At 39.9% G+C, this 16521-nt stretch carries 19 protein-coding genes; 14 read left to right on the forward strand and 5 right to left on the reverse strand.

The features are described 5' to 3' along the window. Nucleotides 1-128: 128 nt before the first annotated feature. On the forward strand, nucleotides 129-1727 hold the full coding sequence (locus tag KJK34_RS13450) for a T9SS type A sorting domain-containing protein (RefSeq protein WP_223054412.1): 1599 nt from the start codon (nucleotides 129-131) through the stop codon (nucleotides 1725-1727). A gap of 54 nt (nucleotides 1728-1781) precedes the next feature. Here the strand turns inward: KJK34_RS13450 and KJK34_RS13455 are convergent, their stop codons facing one another. Next, nucleotides 1782-1940 carry a lmo0937 family membrane protein gene (locus KJK34_RS13455; protein ID WP_223054413.1) on the reverse strand — a complete coding sequence of 53 codons (159 nt, stop codon included), beginning with the start codon at nucleotides 1938-1940 and terminating at the stop codon, nucleotides 1782-1784. 184 nt (nucleotides 1941-2124) lie between these two features. Here KJK34_RS13455 and KJK34_RS13460 point away from each other — a divergent pair, with 184 nt between their 5' ends. After that, on the forward strand, nucleotides 2125-3468 hold the full coding sequence (locus KJK34_RS13460) for an FAD-dependent oxidoreductase (protein ID WP_223054414.1): 1344 nt from the start codon (nucleotides 2125-2127) through the stop codon (nucleotides 3466-3468). Nucleotides 3469-3476: 8 nt separating this feature from the next. Here KJK34_RS13460 and KJK34_RS13465 read toward each other — a convergent pair whose 3' ends face one another. Continuing rightward, nucleotides 3477-3842, reverse strand: a complete 366-nt coding sequence (locus KJK34_RS13465) for a cupin domain-containing protein (protein ID WP_223054415.1) — start codon at nucleotides 3840-3842, stop codon at nucleotides 3477-3479. A gap of 433 nt (nucleotides 3843-4275) precedes the next feature. On the opposite strand from KJK34_RS13465, the gene KJK34_RS13470 reads away from it, so the two are divergent. The 8 genes from KJK34_RS13470 (at nucleotide 4276) to KJK34_RS13505 (ending at nucleotide 11400) form a co-directional block, all read left to right on the forward strand. Continuing rightward, nucleotides 4276-5118: a MotA/TolQ/ExbB proton channel family protein gene (locus KJK34_RS13470; protein ID WP_223054416.1), complete on the forward strand. Its 843-nt coding sequence runs from the start codon at nucleotides 4276-4278 to the stop codon at nucleotides 5116-5118. Between the two features lie 90 nt (nucleotides 5119-5208). Then, a complete protein-coding gene (locus tag KJK34_RS13475) occupies nucleotides 5209-5859 on the forward strand; it encodes an ExbD/TolR family protein (RefSeq protein ID WP_223054417.1) in 651 nt (216 codons plus the stop codon). Nucleotides 5860-5879: 20 nt separating this feature from the next. Further along, nucleotides 5880-6446 (forward strand): ExbD/TolR family protein, encoded by a 567-nt coding sequence (locus tag KJK34_RS13480; protein ID WP_223054418.1) that lies wholly within the window; start codon nucleotides 5880-5882, stop codon nucleotides 6444-6446. A gap of 33 nt (nucleotides 6447-6479) precedes the next feature. Then, complete coding sequence (locus KJK34_RS13485) at nucleotides 6480-7313, forward strand: energy transducer TonB (RefSeq protein WP_223054419.1); 834 nt, start codon at nucleotides 6480-6482, stop codon at nucleotides 7311-7313. Nucleotides 7314-7568: 255 nt separating this feature from the next. Further along, on the forward strand, nucleotides 7569-8513 hold the full coding sequence (locus KJK34_RS13490; RefSeq protein WP_223054420.1) for a PstS family phosphate ABC transporter substrate-binding protein: 945 nt from the start codon (nucleotides 7569-7571) through the stop codon (nucleotides 8511-8513). 28 nt (nucleotides 8514-8541) lie between these two features. Further along, a complete protein-coding gene (locus tag KJK34_RS13495; protein ID WP_223054421.1) occupies nucleotides 8542-10245 on the forward strand; it encodes a tetratricopeptide repeat protein in 1704 nt (567 codons plus the stop codon). A gap of 97 nt (nucleotides 10246-10342) precedes the next feature. After that, on the forward strand, nucleotides 10343-10975 hold the full coding sequence (locus KJK34_RS13500; RefSeq protein WP_223054422.1) for a 7-carboxy-7-deazaguanine synthase QueE: 633 nt from the start codon (nucleotides 10343-10345) through the stop codon (nucleotides 10973-10975). Between the two features lie 20 nt (nucleotides 10976-10995). After that, complete coding sequence (locus KJK34_RS13505; protein WP_223054423.1) at nucleotides 10996-11400, forward strand: DUF2059 domain-containing protein; 405 nt, start codon at nucleotides 10996-10998, stop codon at nucleotides 11398-11400. Nucleotides 11401-11445: 45 nt separating this feature from the next. Here KJK34_RS13505 and KJK34_RS13510 read toward each other — a convergent pair whose 3' ends face one another. Then, nucleotides 11446-12156, reverse strand: coding sequence for a class I SAM-dependent methyltransferase (locus KJK34_RS13510; RefSeq protein WP_223054424.1), 711 nt, complete (start codon nucleotides 12154-12156; stop codon nucleotides 11446-11448). A gap of 39 nt (nucleotides 12157-12195) precedes the next feature. On the opposite strand from KJK34_RS13510, the gene KJK34_RS13515 reads away from it, so the two are divergent. The 3 genes from KJK34_RS13515 to KJK34_RS13525 are packed head-to-tail and all read left to right on the forward strand — an operon-like array spanning nucleotide 12196 to nucleotide 13403. Further along, nucleotides 12196-12687, forward strand: coding sequence for a YkgJ family cysteine cluster protein (locus tag KJK34_RS13515; protein WP_223054425.1), 492 nt, complete (start codon nucleotides 12196-12198; stop codon nucleotides 12685-12687). Then, on the forward strand, nucleotides 12684-13094 hold the full coding sequence (locus KJK34_RS13520) for a PH domain-containing protein (RefSeq protein ID WP_223054426.1): 411 nt from the start codon (nucleotides 12684-12686) through the stop codon (nucleotides 13092-13094). The genes KJK34_RS13515 and KJK34_RS13520 overlap by 4 nt, the downstream gene beginning before the upstream one ends. 51 nt (nucleotides 13095-13145) lie before the next feature. Next, complete coding sequence (locus KJK34_RS13525) at nucleotides 13146-13403, forward strand: hypothetical protein (protein ID WP_223054427.1); 258 nt, start codon at nucleotides 13146-13148, stop codon at nucleotides 13401-13403. Here KJK34_RS13525 and KJK34_RS13530 read toward each other — a convergent pair. Both KJK34_RS13530 and KJK34_RS13535 read right to left on the reverse strand, forming a co-directional pair. Next, nucleotides 13393-13605, reverse strand: a complete 213-nt coding sequence (locus KJK34_RS13530; RefSeq protein WP_223054428.1) for a hypothetical protein — start codon at nucleotides 13603-13605, stop codon at nucleotides 13393-13395. The two genes, KJK34_RS13525 and KJK34_RS13530, sit on opposite strands and share 11 nt — an antisense overlap. Before the next feature lie 87 nt (nucleotides 13606-13692). After that, on the reverse strand, nucleotides 13693-14961 hold the full coding sequence (locus tag KJK34_RS13535) for an exo-beta-N-acetylmuramidase NamZ family protein (RefSeq protein ID WP_223054429.1): 1269 nt from the start codon (nucleotides 14959-14961) through the stop codon (nucleotides 13693-13695). Nucleotides 14962-14967: 6 nt separating this feature from the next. Between KJK34_RS13535 and KJK34_RS13540 the strand changes: the two genes are divergently transcribed. Beyond that, a complete protein-coding gene (locus KJK34_RS13540; RefSeq protein WP_223054430.1) occupies nucleotides 14968-16203 on the forward strand; it encodes an ABC transporter permease in 1236 nt (411 codons plus the stop codon). The last annotated feature ends 318 nt before the right edge of the window (nucleotides 16204-16521 follow it).

Below are 16521 nucleotides of genomic sequence, written 5' to 3' on the forward strand. Positions count from 1 at the left end.
TCTTTTAGTAATTGAGGTATCGGATATTTTTAACTGAAAATCAGATGAAATTTATAAATACTAATAAACAGTTAGTTAGCCAAATGCCTATTCTGTTATATTTGCATACAAACCAAAACCAAACCAACATGAAAAAACTCTACGTTTTAGCCGTAATTTTCACTACTGCTGTCCTGCATTCTCAAAATCCGCACTGGGAATGGGTAACAGGTATAGGGGCTTCTTTTGATGAGCCTCACAAACCCATTGCCATGGATGCTGAAGGAAATATATATACTTATGCTGCATTTACAGAAGATATTGTGACTGATGATTATCAGCTAAATCCTGTAGGCAGGGATTCTTATTTTGCGAAGTTTGATAATGATGGCACGTTTACCTGGATAAAGCATATTCAGGGTAATGGCGGTGAAACAATATGGGGAATGGATACAGATGCTGATGGCAACGTTTATATAACCTGTAGCTATAACAATGGTATTACTATCGGGTCAGATAGTTTTAGCGGAATTGGGAGTGTTTTTGCTAAATATGATACTGATGGTAACCGTGTCTGGATAAAAAGCTGCACTTTTACGAACATCAATTATCTTACTGTTGATGCAACCGGTAATATTTATGCGGCCGGAAGTTTTGCCGACTCTTTTGTATATGATGATGTTACGCTACCGGGAGGCTACAATAATTATTTTGCAATCAAACTGAGCAATGACGGCGATTATCTCTGGTCAGAAGTTTTTGCTGAGGCAGAGCCAAGCACCAACCAGTCATCATACGTTAATAACATTGAAATAGATGATAACGGAAATTTATACCTGTGCGGAAGGTTTATTCATTTAGATGTTTCTTTTGGTGATATTACGCTTAACCCGGCCACTAACCTTAATTGTTTTGTGGTAAAGTACAGCCCGGAAGGTGTTGCACAATGGGCAAAGGCCGCCGGGAACAATAGTTGTGCTAACGATGCCTATGATATTTCTGTTAGCAGCAACGGAGATGTTTACCTTTCAGGGAACTATTGTAACACCATAAATTTTGATGGTAATGTGCTCAATTCAGTAACCGGATCTAAATATTTTCTTGTAAAATATGATAGTGAAGGTAATGTCATCTGGACAAAAACATCTCCATCCGGACTTTATAATGTTATGCAGTCAATTGATATTGATAACGACGGCAATCTTATTGCAGCGGGCAGCTTTCTTAATAGTATAGATTTTGGAAATGATGTAAGCCTTACCAGTACAGGTTCGGGACAGTATGTAGCACTTTATGATGCAGAAGGCGATGCACAATGGGCTGTTGCAACAGGAGAGATAGACATCAATAATAAGATAATGGTTATTGCAAGAGAAGACAATACTATTTATACTGCTGGGCACATGCAGATACCATCATTGCAATTAGGCGATATTACATACGAGAGGCAGGGGGAAACATTTTACAACATCTGGTTTGGTAAGTTTGTATATGAAGATGCAACAGCAGGAGCAGATAAATTTACAAAGTCTGCGGTAACGCTTTATCCAAATCCGGCTAAAGATGTTATAAATATCACCGCGGCAGAAACTGTACTTTCGGTTTCAGTTACCGATAATAACGGAAGGTTGGTGATACAGCAAAAATCAGGAGATAATATTGATACATCTGTTTTAAGCCCGGGCATTTATTTTATAAAAACCGTAACGCAGCAGGGTAGCCGGGTTCATAAAATCATTAAAGAATAAGTACAATAAAAAATCCCTCTGCTGAGGGATTTTTTATTTTTTGCTTTTGTTACTTTACGGCCTCCTGCCTACTGCAAGCCTGTACAAAATACCGATTATTGCCAGTACAAGTAAAATGTGTATCAGGGCTCCTACAGATTCCCCGAACCCGAAATATCCTACCAGCCATCCTATGATAAGGATTACAACGATTAACCAGATTAAATCTCTCATAATAAGTGTTTTTAATGTTAGCAGATTAAAATTACTTATTATAAATGAGGCTTGTTTATTAATTAAGAATACTTTAATAGTAAATGTTTTCTTAATAATTTTAGTGTGTGTTAAATAAATGCTTCAATCTGAGATTAATATTTTTTTTATTAAGTACCTTTGTAAAGTATTACAATTTTTTTAGATGCAAACTCCCTTAAAAATTGCAGTAGTAGGGTCCGGACTTGTAGGATCGCTACTGGCAATATACCTAAAAAGAGCCGGGCATACTGTACATGTGTATGACCGTAGCCAGGACATCAGGACAGTACAATTTTCAGGACGCTCAATAAATCTTGCTATGTCGCACCGCGGCTGGAAAGCACTTGATGATATAGGTCTTGGTGATGAAATAAGGGAGATAGCCATACCTATGGATAAGCGTGCCATACACCTGGTTGGTGAACCTTTGGCATATCAGTATTATGGTAAAGACGGTGAAAGTATATACTCTATATCGCGCGGTTTACTTAACCGTAAAATGGTAACCCTTGCCGAAGAAGAAGGTGTAGAGTTCTTTTTTGGTGTCCGCATATGGGACGTTGACCTCGCCACGGCTACCTTACTTAAAGGTGAAACCGAACGCGGCCCGTGGGAAGAATTAAAGTATGATATTGTTTTTGGTGCCGATGGCGCTTTTAGCCGTATCCGTCACCGCATGCAGCGCCAAAGCATGTTTAATTATTCTCAGGAGTTTTTAAGCCTTGGCTACAAAGAGCTCAATATACCGGCAAATGAAGACGGCACCCACAAACTTGATAAAAACTCGCTGCACATTTGGCCGCGAAAAGAGTTCATGCTTATTGCATTGCCAAATTTAGATGGCAGTTTTACATGCACACTCTTTATGCCTTTTGAAGGCGAAAATTCTTTTGAATCATTAAAGGATAAAGAAACCCTTGAGGCTTTTTTTGCTAAACATTTCCCTTCTACCATAGATGTAATACCAAAACTGGTCGAGGATTTCTTTAAAAACCCTACAAGTACACTGGTAACCATGAAGTGCTACCCGTGGACATATAATGATAAGGTTGCCCTTATTGGAGATGCCTGCCACGCCATAGTTCCTTTTTACGGACATGGTATGAATGCTGGTTTTGAAGATATTACGGTGTTAAACAGCTTTATTAACCAGTATGGCAATGACTGGCTTACCATATTTAAAGAATATGAAAAAAGCCGCAAACCTAATGCGGATGCTATAGCAGAGCTAAGCTACCGTAATTTTATGGAGATGAGCTCTAAAACGGCTGACGCTGATTTTCTGCTGCAGAAAAAAATTGAAAAACACTTCTCTGAAAAATACCCCGACAAATGGCTGCCATTATACAGCCGCGTAACATTCAGCTACAGCCCGTATAGCGAGGCACTTGCTATTGGCGACAGGCAAAAAGCCATAATGGACGAAGTCATGAAAATGGAGAACATTGAGGCGATTTGGGACACTGTAGAAGTTGAGCAGAAGATATTACAGCTTTTAGAAGTGTAATCGCTAAATTACCTTTCTTCCCGGTGTGCTTTCTCCATGCTAAATGCAGGCGTGCAAATTGCCAGGTACTCGCACGGCTCTTCAAACGGGTTAGAATACTGTACCCGCGCACCACGGTTTATTTTTATTGAGCGGCCGGCTGTTAGTATAATACATTCGCCGTCAATCATAAACTGTTTTTTGCCCTTTATAATATAAGTATATTCATCAAACTCCGGGTTTTGGTGAGGTTCGCTCCATCCCGGTGGTGCAACCATGTAGGCTATAGATAATGCATCATTACCATAAGATGCCCTTCCAAAATGTTCTTCAATAAGCTTGCCGTCGGTTGTGGGTACTACAAACGGTTTATCCTGAATAAAATATTTTTTCATTTTTCAATTACAATTAATAACAGTAGCAGGAATGTGGGGTCCGGCACTTGTTGTATATATAGTAAATTTAGAAAATGCTGCCTGCAGATGTGTCAAAATAAACATAAAACAAGATACTCAAGAAAAAATACAATGCCTGCACAATAAATGAATATGAATTATGTTATTTATAAGTATTCTATTTTAATTTAAAATTATTATTAACAAAAATCGGTTTCGGTTTGCTAAAAACAAAAAATTGTAAATAAAAGGGCATGATTTGTAAAATTAAGGTTACCGCTCCAATATAAAATTAATGTTAAGAAGCGATAAAAAAATTCTTTTTATTTTTTTTTATGTCTTAATAAATTAAATTTGCCCATCTTATCAAAAATTAAGTTGTTAAACAGCAAGAAACTATTATTTAAAAAAATCAAAATTAAATTTTCAAAAAATGGCAAACGCATCTATTCAGAAGGTTGAAACTAAAGGTGGTTCTTCTAAAGGATCTAATGTATTCGCGGCACTGGCTATCGTTATCTGTATTATTGTAGGTATACTAGTGTGGAAATTCATCATGGGCCACCCATCAAACTTTGAAGATAATAACCCTGAAGGGCACCCGCTGCCTGGTAACTACCTTGGTATGGTTTACAAAGGAGGTTATGTGGTACCGGTACTTATGGGCTTATTCCTTATGTCGGTGGTTTTCTCTATCGAGCGTCTATTTGTTATCAACAAAGCTGCAGGTAAAGGTAATGTAGAAACTTTTGTAAGGAAAGTACAAAACCAGATTGCTGCAGGAAACATAAACGAAGCTATGGCTGAGTGCGACAAGCAACAAGGTACTGTAGCTAACGTAGTTAAAGCCGGTCTTTTAAAGTATGAAGAAGTTAAAAGGGAAGGTTTTGACAGCGAAAGGGCAGAAGCTGCTATACAGCAGGAAATAGAGGAGGCTACTTCTCTTGAGATGCCGATGCTTGAGAAAAACCTTGTAGTAATATCTACACTTGTATCTATCGGTACGCTTTGCGGTCTATTAGGTACGGTAACAGGTATGATTAAGGCGTTCTCTGCTCTTGGTGCAGGTTCTACGCCGGACTCTTCTCAGCTTGCAAACGGTATCTCTGAAGCACTTATCAACACTGCTACAGGTATCGCAACATCTACAGTAGCAATTATTGCTTACAACTCGTTTACTTCTAAGATAGACAAGCTTACTTACTCTATTGATGAGGCTGGTTTTACAATCACCCAGACTTACAGGCGTTTCAGGGCTCGTGCCAACAACGCTTAATATTAAGAGTAGTTAACTTATAAATAATTAGTGCCGGCTCCGGGGGAGAAGAATTTCCCCCGTGCCTGTACAAACAAGCTGATAATATAAATGGCTAAAGTTAAAGTATCTAAAAAGAGCACAAGGATAGATATGACCGCAATGTGTGATGTGGCATTCCTTCTGTTGTCGTTCTTTATCATGACGGCTACTGCAAAGCAGCCCGAGCCGCATCCGGTAGATACTCCTGCTTCTACCGTACAGACAAAGCTGCCGGAAGAAAACCTGGCAACCATAACTGTGGGTGATGACAAGGCGTTTTTTACTATGATGAGTCCTGAAGTAAGGAGAGGTGCGCTTGAGCGTATATCTCAGGAATATAATGTAACATTTACTGATGAGGAATACCAGGCTTTTGCAAACCTGCAGGGTTTTGGTGTTCCGTTAAACCAGCTTAAAGGGCTGTTAGCTATGGAGCCATCTGAAAGGATGGAAGAAGGCCTGCAGGGCGGTATTCCTTTTGACTCTGTTAATAACCAGTTGGGAAGCTGGGTAAAAGCAGCAAGGGAAGCCCACAAAGCGGTTCTTGAAGAAAGGATGAGCAAGGGTGAAGAAGGCGTTGTTTTTAAAGACCTTGATATCGCGATAAAAGGTGATGCCGAAGAAGATTATCCTGTAATTAAGAGGGTAATAGACATACTACAGGAACAAAAGAAGAACAAATTCTTCCTTGTGACTGGTTTAAGGGATGAAAATTTTTAATTTAAAAGCATTACTGTAAAATGGCAGAATTAAATACCGGCGGCGACGGTGGCAAAGGCAAAAAAGTAAGAAGTAAGAAAATGAACCCGGGTGTCGATCTTACCGCGATGGTGGATTTGGCATTCCTTTTGATTACTTTCTTTATGCTTACCACAACCCTGTCTAAGCCGCAATCAATGAATCTGGCTATGCCAGATAAAAATAAAGAAGAGCCAACTGATACACAAGCTGTAGCAAACGACCGTACCATGACCATTTTGCTTGGTAAAGATGACAGTGTGCTGTGGTATTTCGGTGAATTTGCTGCTCCTATTATCGAGCCTACAGAAAGTGCTTATGGTAAAGAGGGTATCCGTCAGGTAATATTACAGAGAAAGGCTGCAGTTGAAGCAGCTTATAAAGGTCAGCTTGATGATAACGGTAACCAGAAAGGGCTTATTGTTATTATTAAGGCAAGTGATAAAACACACTATAAGAACCTTATAGATATCCTTGATGAAATGGCTATTACCAATATAAGCATATATGCGATTGGAGATATAACCAAGCCTGAGGTAGAGTTACTGAAAGAAAAAGGAATGGATTAATTCCTTTTTAACTAACAATAAACATTAGAGATTATGTCTAAGTTAAACATATTTAGAACCCAATGGATTGATATGGTTTTTGAAGGCCGTAACAAGAAATATGGTGCTTACCAGCTGCGTTCGGAAAACCCGAAAACAACAGTAAGGGCTATGATATTGGGTATATTGCTTTTCTCAGCCGCTATAGCTTCACCGCTAATATCACGCTACATCAGTGATAACTTAGGAACAGCTGACAAAGAAGAGAACCTTGATAAGGTTATAGAAGTGGTAGACCTGCCACCACCACCGGCAGAAGAGCTTCCGCCACCACCGCCACCGCCACCGGTAGAAGAATACCAGGCACCAAAATCGGTTGTGGAAGAAGTAAAGTTCAAGCCGCTTGAAGTGAAGAAAAAGGATGAAGTAGTTGAAGAACCGCCTACAAAGGAAAAACTTGAGGTTGCTGACCCAAGTTCGCGTAACGCTGAGGCAAGCCCGACAGGTGATATCAATATTGGTAAGCCTGCAGGTGACCTTGACAAAGGTGTAGAGGCTCCTGATAACACGGTATATAACTCTGCCGGCCTTCAGGTGCAACCACAATACCCTGGTGGTATGGATGAGTTTTACAACTATGTGAACAAGAACTTCAGGATTCCTGATATAGACCAGGATATGACAGCGAGGATATATGTATCTTTCGTTGTAGAAAAAGATGGTTCAATGACAGGTATAAAAGTACTTAGGGACCCTGGTTACGGACTTGGTAAAGAAGCTGAGCGTGTGCTTAAGTCAATGAAGAAAAAGTGGCAGCCGGGTATCCAGAACGGTAAGCCTGTAAGGGCTTCTTACAACCTGCCTATCACTATTAATATCAGGTCATAATAAAATAAAGCGGGATGCTGAACAACAGAAGATCTCGGCAAGAAACACAGAAATCGCCCGTACAGCGATTTCTGTTTGTTTTAGGGATAGTGTTTTTTTTAATGTACCTTGTTTTGGGGCTTATTATAATTTTCTGGAAAGCGCTTCCATTTAATCTTACTCACAACGGCAGGCTTGCCTTTGGGGGTTTATTAATTGTATATGCTTTCATCAGGTTTATAAGGCTGCTTCAAAAAGGCAGGTAATTAATAGCAGATGAAGAAACTAAGAAGTATATATTTCGGACTGCTGACGGTGGTTTTTGCTTTTACGCTTTTCTTTGCCTGCAAAGGCGAGGGCAGCGGAAGCGATGGCGCTAATGCCGAAATACCGGAAACATTAACCTCAGGCAGGGTTAATTTGTATGTAGATACTACAGTTCAGCCGATAGTTGAAGATGTACTTGCGGTATTCCATAGTGTTTACGACAGGGCTACTATACAGCAGGTGAATAGGACTGAAAGCGAAATAATCAATGCCCTGCTTTCAGATTCTGCAAGTGTTGCGGTTTTACCCCGCATGCTTACAGATGATGAGGCACGTTACTTTGAAAAAAGGAAAATTACCCCGCGTGTAACGCCTTTTGCAACAGATGCCGTTGCATTTGTAGTAAACAATAAGGCAACAGACACCCTTCTTGACCCCGAAGAACTTTACAAAGCTTTAAGGGGAGAGCCTTCAACAATAAGCAAACTTGTTTTTGATAACCCCGGCTCAAGTACGGTACAATACCTGCTGAAAAAAGCAAATGCCGGCAAACTCCCTGCACAGGGAATGTTTGCTTTAAAGTCTAACCGGGAAGTTATAGAATATGTGCGTGACAACAATGGAGCAGTCGGAATTGTAGGAGTAAACTGGCTGGTGCAGCCTCCGCTAAACCTGCAAAAAACTGTAGAAGATGTCACTGTCATGGCAGTAAAAAATGTTAAAACCGACACTACTGCCGCAGGGTACTACAAGCCCTCTCAAACCAATATAGCTACGGGCGCATACCCATTTACCCGAAAGCTCTATTTGTTAAATTATCAGGGTAAGCAGGGTTTAGGCATGGGGTTTGCAACCTACTTAAGTGCACGCGAAGGACAGCGCATAATCCTGAAGTCAGGATTGCTGCCAGAAGAGATTCCCCCGAGGGAAATAAACGTGAGAAACGAACTATAAACTGTAAATAATTATAAAAGAGTATAAAATGATCAAGACGAAAGATTTAAAATTCCTTGGTTTATCCCTTTTGCTATTCGGAGCGGCAAATGCCCAAAGTGCCGATGAAGCTAAAAAGGCTATTGATGCTGAAAAATTTCAGAAGGCCAAAACGATTTTAAAGAACCTTATTGCATCTGAGCCGGAAGAAGGTAAAAATTACTTTCTGTTAGGCGATGTATATCTTAAGCAAAAAGAGCAGGATTCTGCAGCCATTTATTTCAATAAAGGCAAAGCTGTAAAAAAGGATCCTGAATATAATACTATAGGCCTTGGGCATATAGATCTTAATAAAGGCAATACTGCCGCAGCACAGTCTAAATTTAAAGCAGTAGAAGACGGCCTTAGGCGTAAAGACAGTGAGCAGCTTGTATATATAGGCCGCGCTTATGTAAACGCTGAAAATCCTGACTACAATAAAGCCATAGAGGTTTTAAAGCGTGCTATTGCGAAAGACGATAAAAATGCACAGGCTTACATAACACTCGGTGATGCTTATGTTGGTGCAGCCAAATACAACGAGGCTTTCCAGGCATATCGTGATGCAGTTGCACTCGATAATACAGCACAAAGGGCAAGCCTTCAAATGGCGGTAATCACTAAAAACACAAGGGCTGCGTTTCCGGAAGCGGTTAGTGCTTTTGAGAACATCCTGAAAAAAGACCCTAATTATGGCCCTGCATACAGGGAGCTTGCAGAAACATACTACCTATGGGCAAATACTGATACTGCCAAGTATGACCAGTATATGAAAAAAGCGCTTGAGAACTATGAAAAGTACATGCAGCTTACTGATTACTCGCTTAACTCGCGTATGAGGCATGCTGACTTCTTAGTACTTGCGAGAGATTACAAAGCGCTTGAAGCTGAGGCTAAAAAAATGCAGGAGCTTGATAAAGTAAACCCGAGAATCTTACGCTACCTTGCTTACTCTGCTTATGAGAACGGTAACTTTAAGGCGAGCCTTGATGCAATGAATGAGTTTATGGCAAAAGTAGAAAAAGCAAGGCTTATTGCCCGTGACTACCTCTATCTTGGCCTTGCCAAAATGGCTTCAACTGTAAATACTGATGCAGAAGGCAATACCACCATTACAGATCAGGCTAAATTTGACCAGGCAATTAAAGATATACAGAAAGCGGCAGAACTTGATATTGATATCACCAACGAGTTTAATGCGATAGGTAAAAAACTATTTGCACAAAAACTTTACGGCCCTGCTTCTTATGTTTTTGAAACGGCAATTTCAAACCCTGATAACAGGAATGCGTTTTATGATAACTTCTACCTTGCATATTCAATATATTACGATCACCTGAATATGACAGAGGAGGCTAAGAAAAACAATACAGAGCGCCTTAAGTTGGCGAGCACGGCTTTGGACAATGTAATTAAGCTTTCACCTGAAGCTCCGGATGCTTTCCTTTATAAAGCAAGGATAAACCAGGCTATTGGTTCAGAAGAATCATATGCAACAATGTCGGAAGCTTATGACAAATACATAGAGATTGTTGCCGCGAAAGCACAACGTACAGATGCCGAGAAGAAAAACCTGATTGAAGCTTACAGCAATGCCGGTGCTTACTACGCTATAACAAACAAGGCGAAAGGTAAAGAGTATTTTAATAAAGTGCTTGAGCTGGATCCTAATGATGCATTTGCAAAGCAGGAGCTGCAAAAACTTAAAAATTAAGTTGACAATTAATATAATGAACCGTTTCGGGCTTACCGGAACGGTTTTTTTATACCCAAAATTTTAATGTGTATCTTTGCATCCTATTTTTGAAAGAATGCTGAAGAAGGAAATACAGATAGCAGTAGAAAAAGGCGAAATGCTGCCGCTTATGGAAGAGTTTTATACCATTCAGGGAGAAGGCTACCATACCGGCACTGCTGCCTATTTTATCCGTGTAGGGGGATGCGATGTGGGCTGCCACTGGTGTGATGTAAAAGAAAGCTGGAATGCAGAGCTGCATCCGCCAACAGGTGTAGCCACCATAGTGAATAATGCGGCTGCCCATGCCAAAACAATTGTGGTTACAGGCGGTGAGCCTTTAACGTGGGACATGCAGCCCCTAACCGCAGCCCTTAAGGAAAGGGGTCTAAAGGTGCATATAGAAACCTCCGGTGCATATCCTGTAACCGGTATTTGGGACTGGTTTTGCCTGTCACCTAAAAAAACAAAGTTGCCTGTGCAGGAAGCATATAACGCAGCTCATGAACTAAAGGTAATTATACACAACAGGCACGACTTTTTATTTGCGGAAGAACAGGCCGCAAAAGTAAATGATAATGCCATATTGTTTCTTCAGCCGGAGTGGAGCAAAAAAGAGCAGATGACACCACTTATTGTAGATTATGTAATGAATAATCCGAAATGGCGTGTATCTTTACAAACACATAAATACTTAAATATTCCATAACAATTTTAAAGACTAAAAAGATGAAGAAACTATTATTAATTGCTGCATTTATACTTACAACAAGCGTTGGCTTTGCACAGTCTGATGCTTTTAAGGCTGATGTTAAAAAACTGATGGAACTTTCTGGCAGTACAGACCAGATGGATATGGCAAAAAAACAGGTTATTGCAATGATTCCTGCCGATAAGCAGGCGGCATTCAGCAAAGACTTTGAAGAATCTTTAAAGCCGGTAATTGAGAAACAACAAAAGTTTTATCTTACTGAGTTTACTCATGATGAGATAAAGCAGATAATCAAATTCTACGAATCTCCGGTTGGTAAAAAATTCGCTGAGAAAAACACAAAGCTGGCAGAAGCAAACATCCAGACAATGCAGGAGTGGAGCATGGAGCTTCAGGGCCTAATGATGAAATACATGCAGTAACAGCAGCATGCTTACTAAATAAAAACCCGGCTTAAAGCCGGGTTTTTATTTTAAAGACAGTTTAGCAAGATAGTCATAATGCTCGCCTTCGGTTATTAACTCACAGTCAAGCCCGTTAGCATGCGCCGCATTTTGCAGTGTGTTGTAATCTATATACATCCAGTCAAAAGGCTCTTCTGTTTCACCTTTGTAGCTAATAGTAAAAGTTACCTCTCCATAGTAGTCAACATCACCCGATATCCACTTTCCGCCATCTTCATCTTCGTCAAACATATAGATAATATCGCTGGAGTCAACCAGTATTTGTCCGCCGGGATTAAGTAAGGATTTCATTTTTTGCAGGAAAGCAGTTATGTTGTTTAGCCTGCCGCACATGCCTGCACCATTCATCAGCAAAAGTATAGTGTCAAATTTTTCACCTTCAAGTGCCATGATATCAGCGTTGCGTGCATCTTTCAAACCTCTTAATTTACAGGCTTCAATTGCTTTCGCTGATTTATCTATCGCTGTAACCGCTAAACTTCGCTCGTTCTGCAGGTACAGGCTGTGGCTGCCCGCCCCGCATCCGGCATCGAGCACTCTACCCTTAGCAAGCTGCAATGCTTTTTGCTCTATCTCGGGCATTTCTTCATAACTCCTGAAAAGGTAGGCAACGCTCATTTCATCTTCTTCGGATATAGAAGTTTCTGTAACTAAATTCTCAGGGGCATTGCCTGTTTGGTAATCGAGTATGGCTTTTCCGAAAAGGTCTTTCATTATTTTATACTTTTACAGCCTGAGAGGAAATGGATAGTAATGGATGATTTTTTAAAGCAGCTCCCAAAGCTGGCCAAAGATAAGCATAACGAGAATAAAAAGTTTTTTGACAGGCTTAAAAAGAAAGCCCCTAAAAACATGGATTACATTATGCAGGACCTGCATGAGGCGGAGTTTAAAAAAACAGACTGCCTTAGCTGTGCCAACTGCTGCAAGACAACCGGCCCGCTTTTTACAACAGCCGATATAGAGCGTATTGCAAAGCATTTCAGGATGAAGCCGCAACAGTTTATAGAAAACTACCTGCGCATTGATGAAGATAATGATTATGTGCTGCAAAGCGTGCCGTGCACTTTCCTTGATAATGAAAACTACTGTATGATATATGACGTGCGGCCAAAGGCATGCAGGGAGTTCCCGCACACCGACAGGAAGAAGTTCCAGCAGATAAGCAATCTTACTTTAAAGAATGTTGCTATTTGCCCGGCTGCCTATAACATTGTGGAAGAAATGAAAAAGAAGATATCATGAGGCAGGTATATAAATCAAAAATTGATATATGGCTTTTAGCAGTGGTGTTTGTTCCTCTGCTTGCTGTTTTAGTGCAGGTATTAGTTACATTCACGTGGGGCTTGGTTGCTTTAATTGCAGTCATTATTGCTGTAATGGTATATATGTTTACAACCACTAAATATGTAATCGATAACAATTCATTACAGGTTAATATTGGTTTTATCCGTTATTATCATATAAAAATAAGCAACATTACCGCCGTAAGAAAAACAAATAACCCGCTTAGCGCGCCTGCACTTTCTTTAAAGCGTCTTGAAGTGCGGTATGGCAAAAGTTTTGATTACATCCTGATTTCTCCGAAAGACAGGGATGCCTTTATAGAAGATCTCCTCAAAATTAATCCGTCTATAAAAGTAGATGTGTAATATTTCCGGAAGCAAAATTTTGTAGTTTTACCGCGCATAATTTTAATCATAATGAAAACGGTAAGAAACCTTTTCCTGATTTACATTTTGTCATTTATTACAGCAGTGGGCAGTACATTTATTAATGACACCCTTGTTGTAAATTATCGCCTTGAAGACAGGCTGGCAGAAGCAGCTTTAATAAGTATACCGGTTTTTTTGGTACTAAGCTTGCTATATATAGTTAACAGGTTGGTGGTAAAAACGCTGAAGGCGGTTAAAAAGAAAAAGCCCTCCGGTACGGAAGGCTCTACAGAAATTAAGCAGTAGCTTCTTCTTCGTTATGTTGTTTAAGCTCGCCCACTAAACTTTCTATACTGTGAATTTTATCCTGTATATAATCCAGTAAACCTTCTATTTTATCTTTAAGGTCGGTTAAAAAGTCGATAACATCTTCTATGTAACCTTTAATTCTTTCGATGAAAGAAATTACATACTGTATCAGGCTGTCTATTTTTTCTGTAATATTCATGGTAACGGTGTTTATTATGTTTACAGAGTGAAATTACAAAAGCAGCTTTACAACCCGAAACACTTTGTATAAATATTAAGAATTTTACTATTCGGGATAAATAAGGTACTGCCTTCTCATTTCTTTAAAGGCATCCAGTCCGTCTTCCCATGTCCGGCGTATTTCGCTTTCGCTCATGCCCGATTCTATTTGCTGCTGCAATAATTTGGTGCCGGCAAGTTTCGTGAAGAATGGAGTAAAGAAATTTGCTTTGTCATTAGTATCATTATACGCTTTTAGCAGCCATTTCAGCTCCAGCCTTTTTACTCTTCTTACATCTGTAAGATCTTCACCATAGCAGGTAACACCATTATGCTTCGGCGATTTTGCACCCTCATTTGGCGCGGGTGTAAAGCTGAAGCCATCGTCCGGTAAAAAAGGTGCCCCGTAAATCTGGAACTGCATGTTTGTACCACGGCCCACACTTACATCTGTACCTTCAAAAAAGCACAGGCTTGGATATAGCTTTATTGCCTGGCTGTTCGGCAGGTTAGGCGAGGGTTTTACGGGCAGGTTATATTGCATGGTGCGCTTGTAGTTGCTGCAGGATATTACTGTAAGGTTACACTGCGCACCATTGGCAAGCCAGTTTTGCCCGTTTATCATCCTGGCATATTCACCAATGGTCATGCCATGTAAAACAGGTATAGGGTGCATCCCTACAAAACTCTGAAACTCCGGCTCCAGTATCGGGCCATCTATAATCCTCCCGTTGGGGTTAGGCCTGTCTAAAACAATAAGCGGAATATTATTTTCAGCACAGGCTTCCATTACATAATGCAAAGAAGATATATAAGTATAAAAGCGCGCCCCAACATCCTGCAGGTCAAAAACCATAATGTCGATATCCTGTAAATGTTCGGGCTTAGGTTTTTTATTATTGTCATATAAAGATATTATGGGCAAACCTGTTTTAGTATCCCTTCCGTCCTTGATAAGTTCTCCGGCATCGGCAGTACCGCGAAAGCCATGCTCAGGGGCAAAAATTTTAGTAATGTTTATTTCCCCATTCTCCGTTTGCACCGTGTATAAAAAGTCAACAATGTTTATTGTCCTGATGGTATCTTCATCTTTGGCGATATATTTAATGATGCCTGTTTGGTTAGTAACAATGCCTGTCCTTTTTCCCTTTAGCAGGGGTAGGTACTGTTCATAATTATCCGCGCCGGTTTTTATAGCGGCCCTTACATCTGTAACAGGGTCTTCATAATCAGCAGAGTTTGCCGAATTCTTCAGGCTCTTAGACGAAATTCCGCACGATGTCATTAATATTAATGAGAATAATAATGTATTTTTGAATAACGAAAAAGACCTCATAATAAGTTGAATTTAGAATATTTTATTGCCCGCAGGCTGGTTTCTGCCAAAAACCATAAAAGTAGTATATCGGCGCCAATAATAAAAATAGCCGTGATAGCAATTGCAATAGGCGTTATCATGATGATAATAGCCATTGCAACAGGTGTGGGCCTGCAGGATAAGATACGTGAAAAGGTATCGGCTTTTAACGGGCATATCATTATATCTAACTATGATGATAACAGGAGCGAGGTAAGTGTATCGCCAATACCTGTTAAGCAGGATTTTTACCCTGAATTTAGATCGGTGCCGGGGGTGAGCCATATTCAGGCTGTGGCAAGTAAAGCAGGCATCATACGTACAGAGGAGACGGTTGAAGGCGTAATTTTTAAAGGTGTCGGCAAAGAATATAAATGGGATAACCTTAAAGAATATATTGTTTCGGGGCGAATCCCTGACTTGCAGAATAAACTTAATAATGAAGTTATACTGTCACAATATCTCGCCGACAGGCTAAAGCTTAAGGTAGGTGATAAGTTCAATACCTTCTTTATGAAAGAAGACGCCAACAGCATGCCCAACATGAGGGTTTTTGAACTGGCAGGTATTTTTAATTCGGGTTTTCAGGAATTTGATGCTACATACCTTATTGGCGATATCCGCCACATACAGCGCATAAATAAATGGCGCAACGGAGAAGTAGGCTCTTTTGAAGTGTTTATAAACGATTTTGATAAGCTTAGCGAAACAGGCGATGAAGTATATAAAAACATACCCTCTACACTAGACAGCCGCACAATAGAACAAAAATATTCTAATATATTCGAGTGGCTCACGCTCTTTGATTTTAATATAGCACTTATAATTATCATTATGGTAATAGTGGGTACTATAAACATGGTAGTCGCCCTTTTGGTGCTGATATTGGAACGCACACAGATGATAGGCATGCTTAAAGCGCTTGGCGCAAATAACTGGAGTGTGCGCAAAATATTTCTTTATAATGCTGGGTATCTTATTATAAAAGGACTGCTTTGGGGTAATGGTATCAGCCTGGCCCTGCTTTTAATACAAAAGCATTTTGAAATAATTAAGCTGCCGCCCGAAAGTTATTATGTTACAGTTGCCCCTGTAACTATAGATGTTCCTGCCATACTATTGGTAAATTTGGGCACTATATTGGTTTGCTTAACCTTGTTATTAGTCCCTTCATACATTATCACTAAAATCTCGCCTGTAAAAGCCCTGCGGTTTGACTAATACTTAAACCAGAAGTATTTTTTCCTGAAAATCTTCAAGAAGTAGATGTAGTGGCTATTTATCTTCAAATTTTTTTCACCTGCATTTACTGGTATTTCAGCGAGTTACGAATTAAGGTTAAAAAAACATTAAAAAAAGGTGTTTAAAAGTTTGGAAAAGGCAAAAAAGAGCCTACTTTTGCACCCGCAATAAAGCCATAAGGCGTATCACTGAACTCCAAAACAACATATGGATTAGGTGAAGTAATCAAGGCAACGTTCACACACAAACTGATAATAAAAGAAGCGGCAAAAGCAAAGAAATGCCCTGAAAAAAAGT

Origin of the sequence: Flavobacterium coralii (genome assembly GCF_019891545.1) — a bacterium.
Lineage (GTDB): Bacteria > Bacteroidota > Bacteroidia > Flavobacteriales > Flavobacteriaceae > Flavobacterium > Flavobacterium coralii.

Coding starts and splice junctions, on each gene's coding strand:
- KJK34_RS13450 (WP_223054412.1), top strand. CDS start 129: ATGAAAAAACTCTACGTTTTAGCCGTAATTTTCACTACTGCTGTCCTG.
- KJK34_RS13455 (WP_223054413.1), bottom strand. CDS start 1,940: ATGAGAGATTTAATCTGGTTAATCGTTGTAATCCTTATCATAGGATGG.
- KJK34_RS13460 (WP_223054414.1), top strand. CDS start 2,125: ATGCAAACTCCCTTAAAAATTGCAGTAGTAGGGTCCGGACTTGTAGGA.
- KJK34_RS13465 (WP_223054415.1), bottom strand. CDS start 3,842: ATGAAAAAATATTTTATTCAGGATAAACCGTTTGTAGTACCCACAACC.
- KJK34_RS13470 (WP_223054416.1), top strand. CDS start 4,276: ATGGCAAACGCATCTATTCAGAAGGTTGAAACTAAAGGTGGTTCTTCT.
- KJK34_RS13475 (WP_223054417.1), top strand. CDS start 5,209: ATGGCTAAAGTTAAAGTATCTAAAAAGAGCACAAGGATAGATATGACC.
- KJK34_RS13480 (WP_223054418.1), top strand. CDS start 5,880: ATGGCAGAATTAAATACCGGCGGCGACGGTGGCAAAGGCAAAAAAGTA.
- KJK34_RS13485 (WP_223054419.1), top strand. CDS start 6,480: ATGTCTAAGTTAAACATATTTAGAACCCAATGGATTGATATGGTTTTT.
- KJK34_RS13490 (WP_223054420.1), top strand. CDS start 7,569: ATGAAGAAACTAAGAAGTATATATTTCGGACTGCTGACGGTGGTTTTT.
- KJK34_RS13495 (WP_223054421.1), top strand. CDS start 8,542: ATGATCAAGACGAAAGATTTAAAATTCCTTGGTTTATCCCTTTTGCTA.
- KJK34_RS13500 (WP_223054422.1), top strand. CDS start 10,343: ATGCTGAAGAAGGAAATACAGATAGCAGTAGAAAAAGGCGAAATGCTG.
- KJK34_RS13505 (WP_223054423.1), top strand. CDS start 10,996: ATGAAGAAACTATTATTAATTGCTGCATTTATACTTACAACAAGCGTT.
- KJK34_RS13510 (WP_223054424.1), bottom strand. CDS start 12,156: ATGAAAGACCTTTTCGGAAAAGCCATACTCGATTACCAAACAGGCAAT.
- KJK34_RS13515 (WP_223054425.1), top strand. CDS start 12,196: ATGGATGATTTTTTAAAGCAGCTCCCAAAGCTGGCCAAAGATAAGCAT.
- KJK34_RS13520 (WP_223054426.1), top strand. CDS start 12,684: ATGAGGCAGGTATATAAATCAAAAATTGATATATGGCTTTTAGCAGTG.
- KJK34_RS13525 (WP_223054427.1), top strand. CDS start 13,146: ATGAAAACGGTAAGAAACCTTTTCCTGATTTACATTTTGTCATTTATT.
- KJK34_RS13530 (WP_223054428.1), bottom strand. CDS start 13,605: ATGAATATTACAGAAAAAATAGACAGCCTGATACAGTATGTAATTTCT.
- KJK34_RS13535 (WP_223054429.1), bottom strand. CDS start 14,961: ATGAGGTCTTTTTCGTTATTCAAAAATACATTATTATTCTCATTAATA.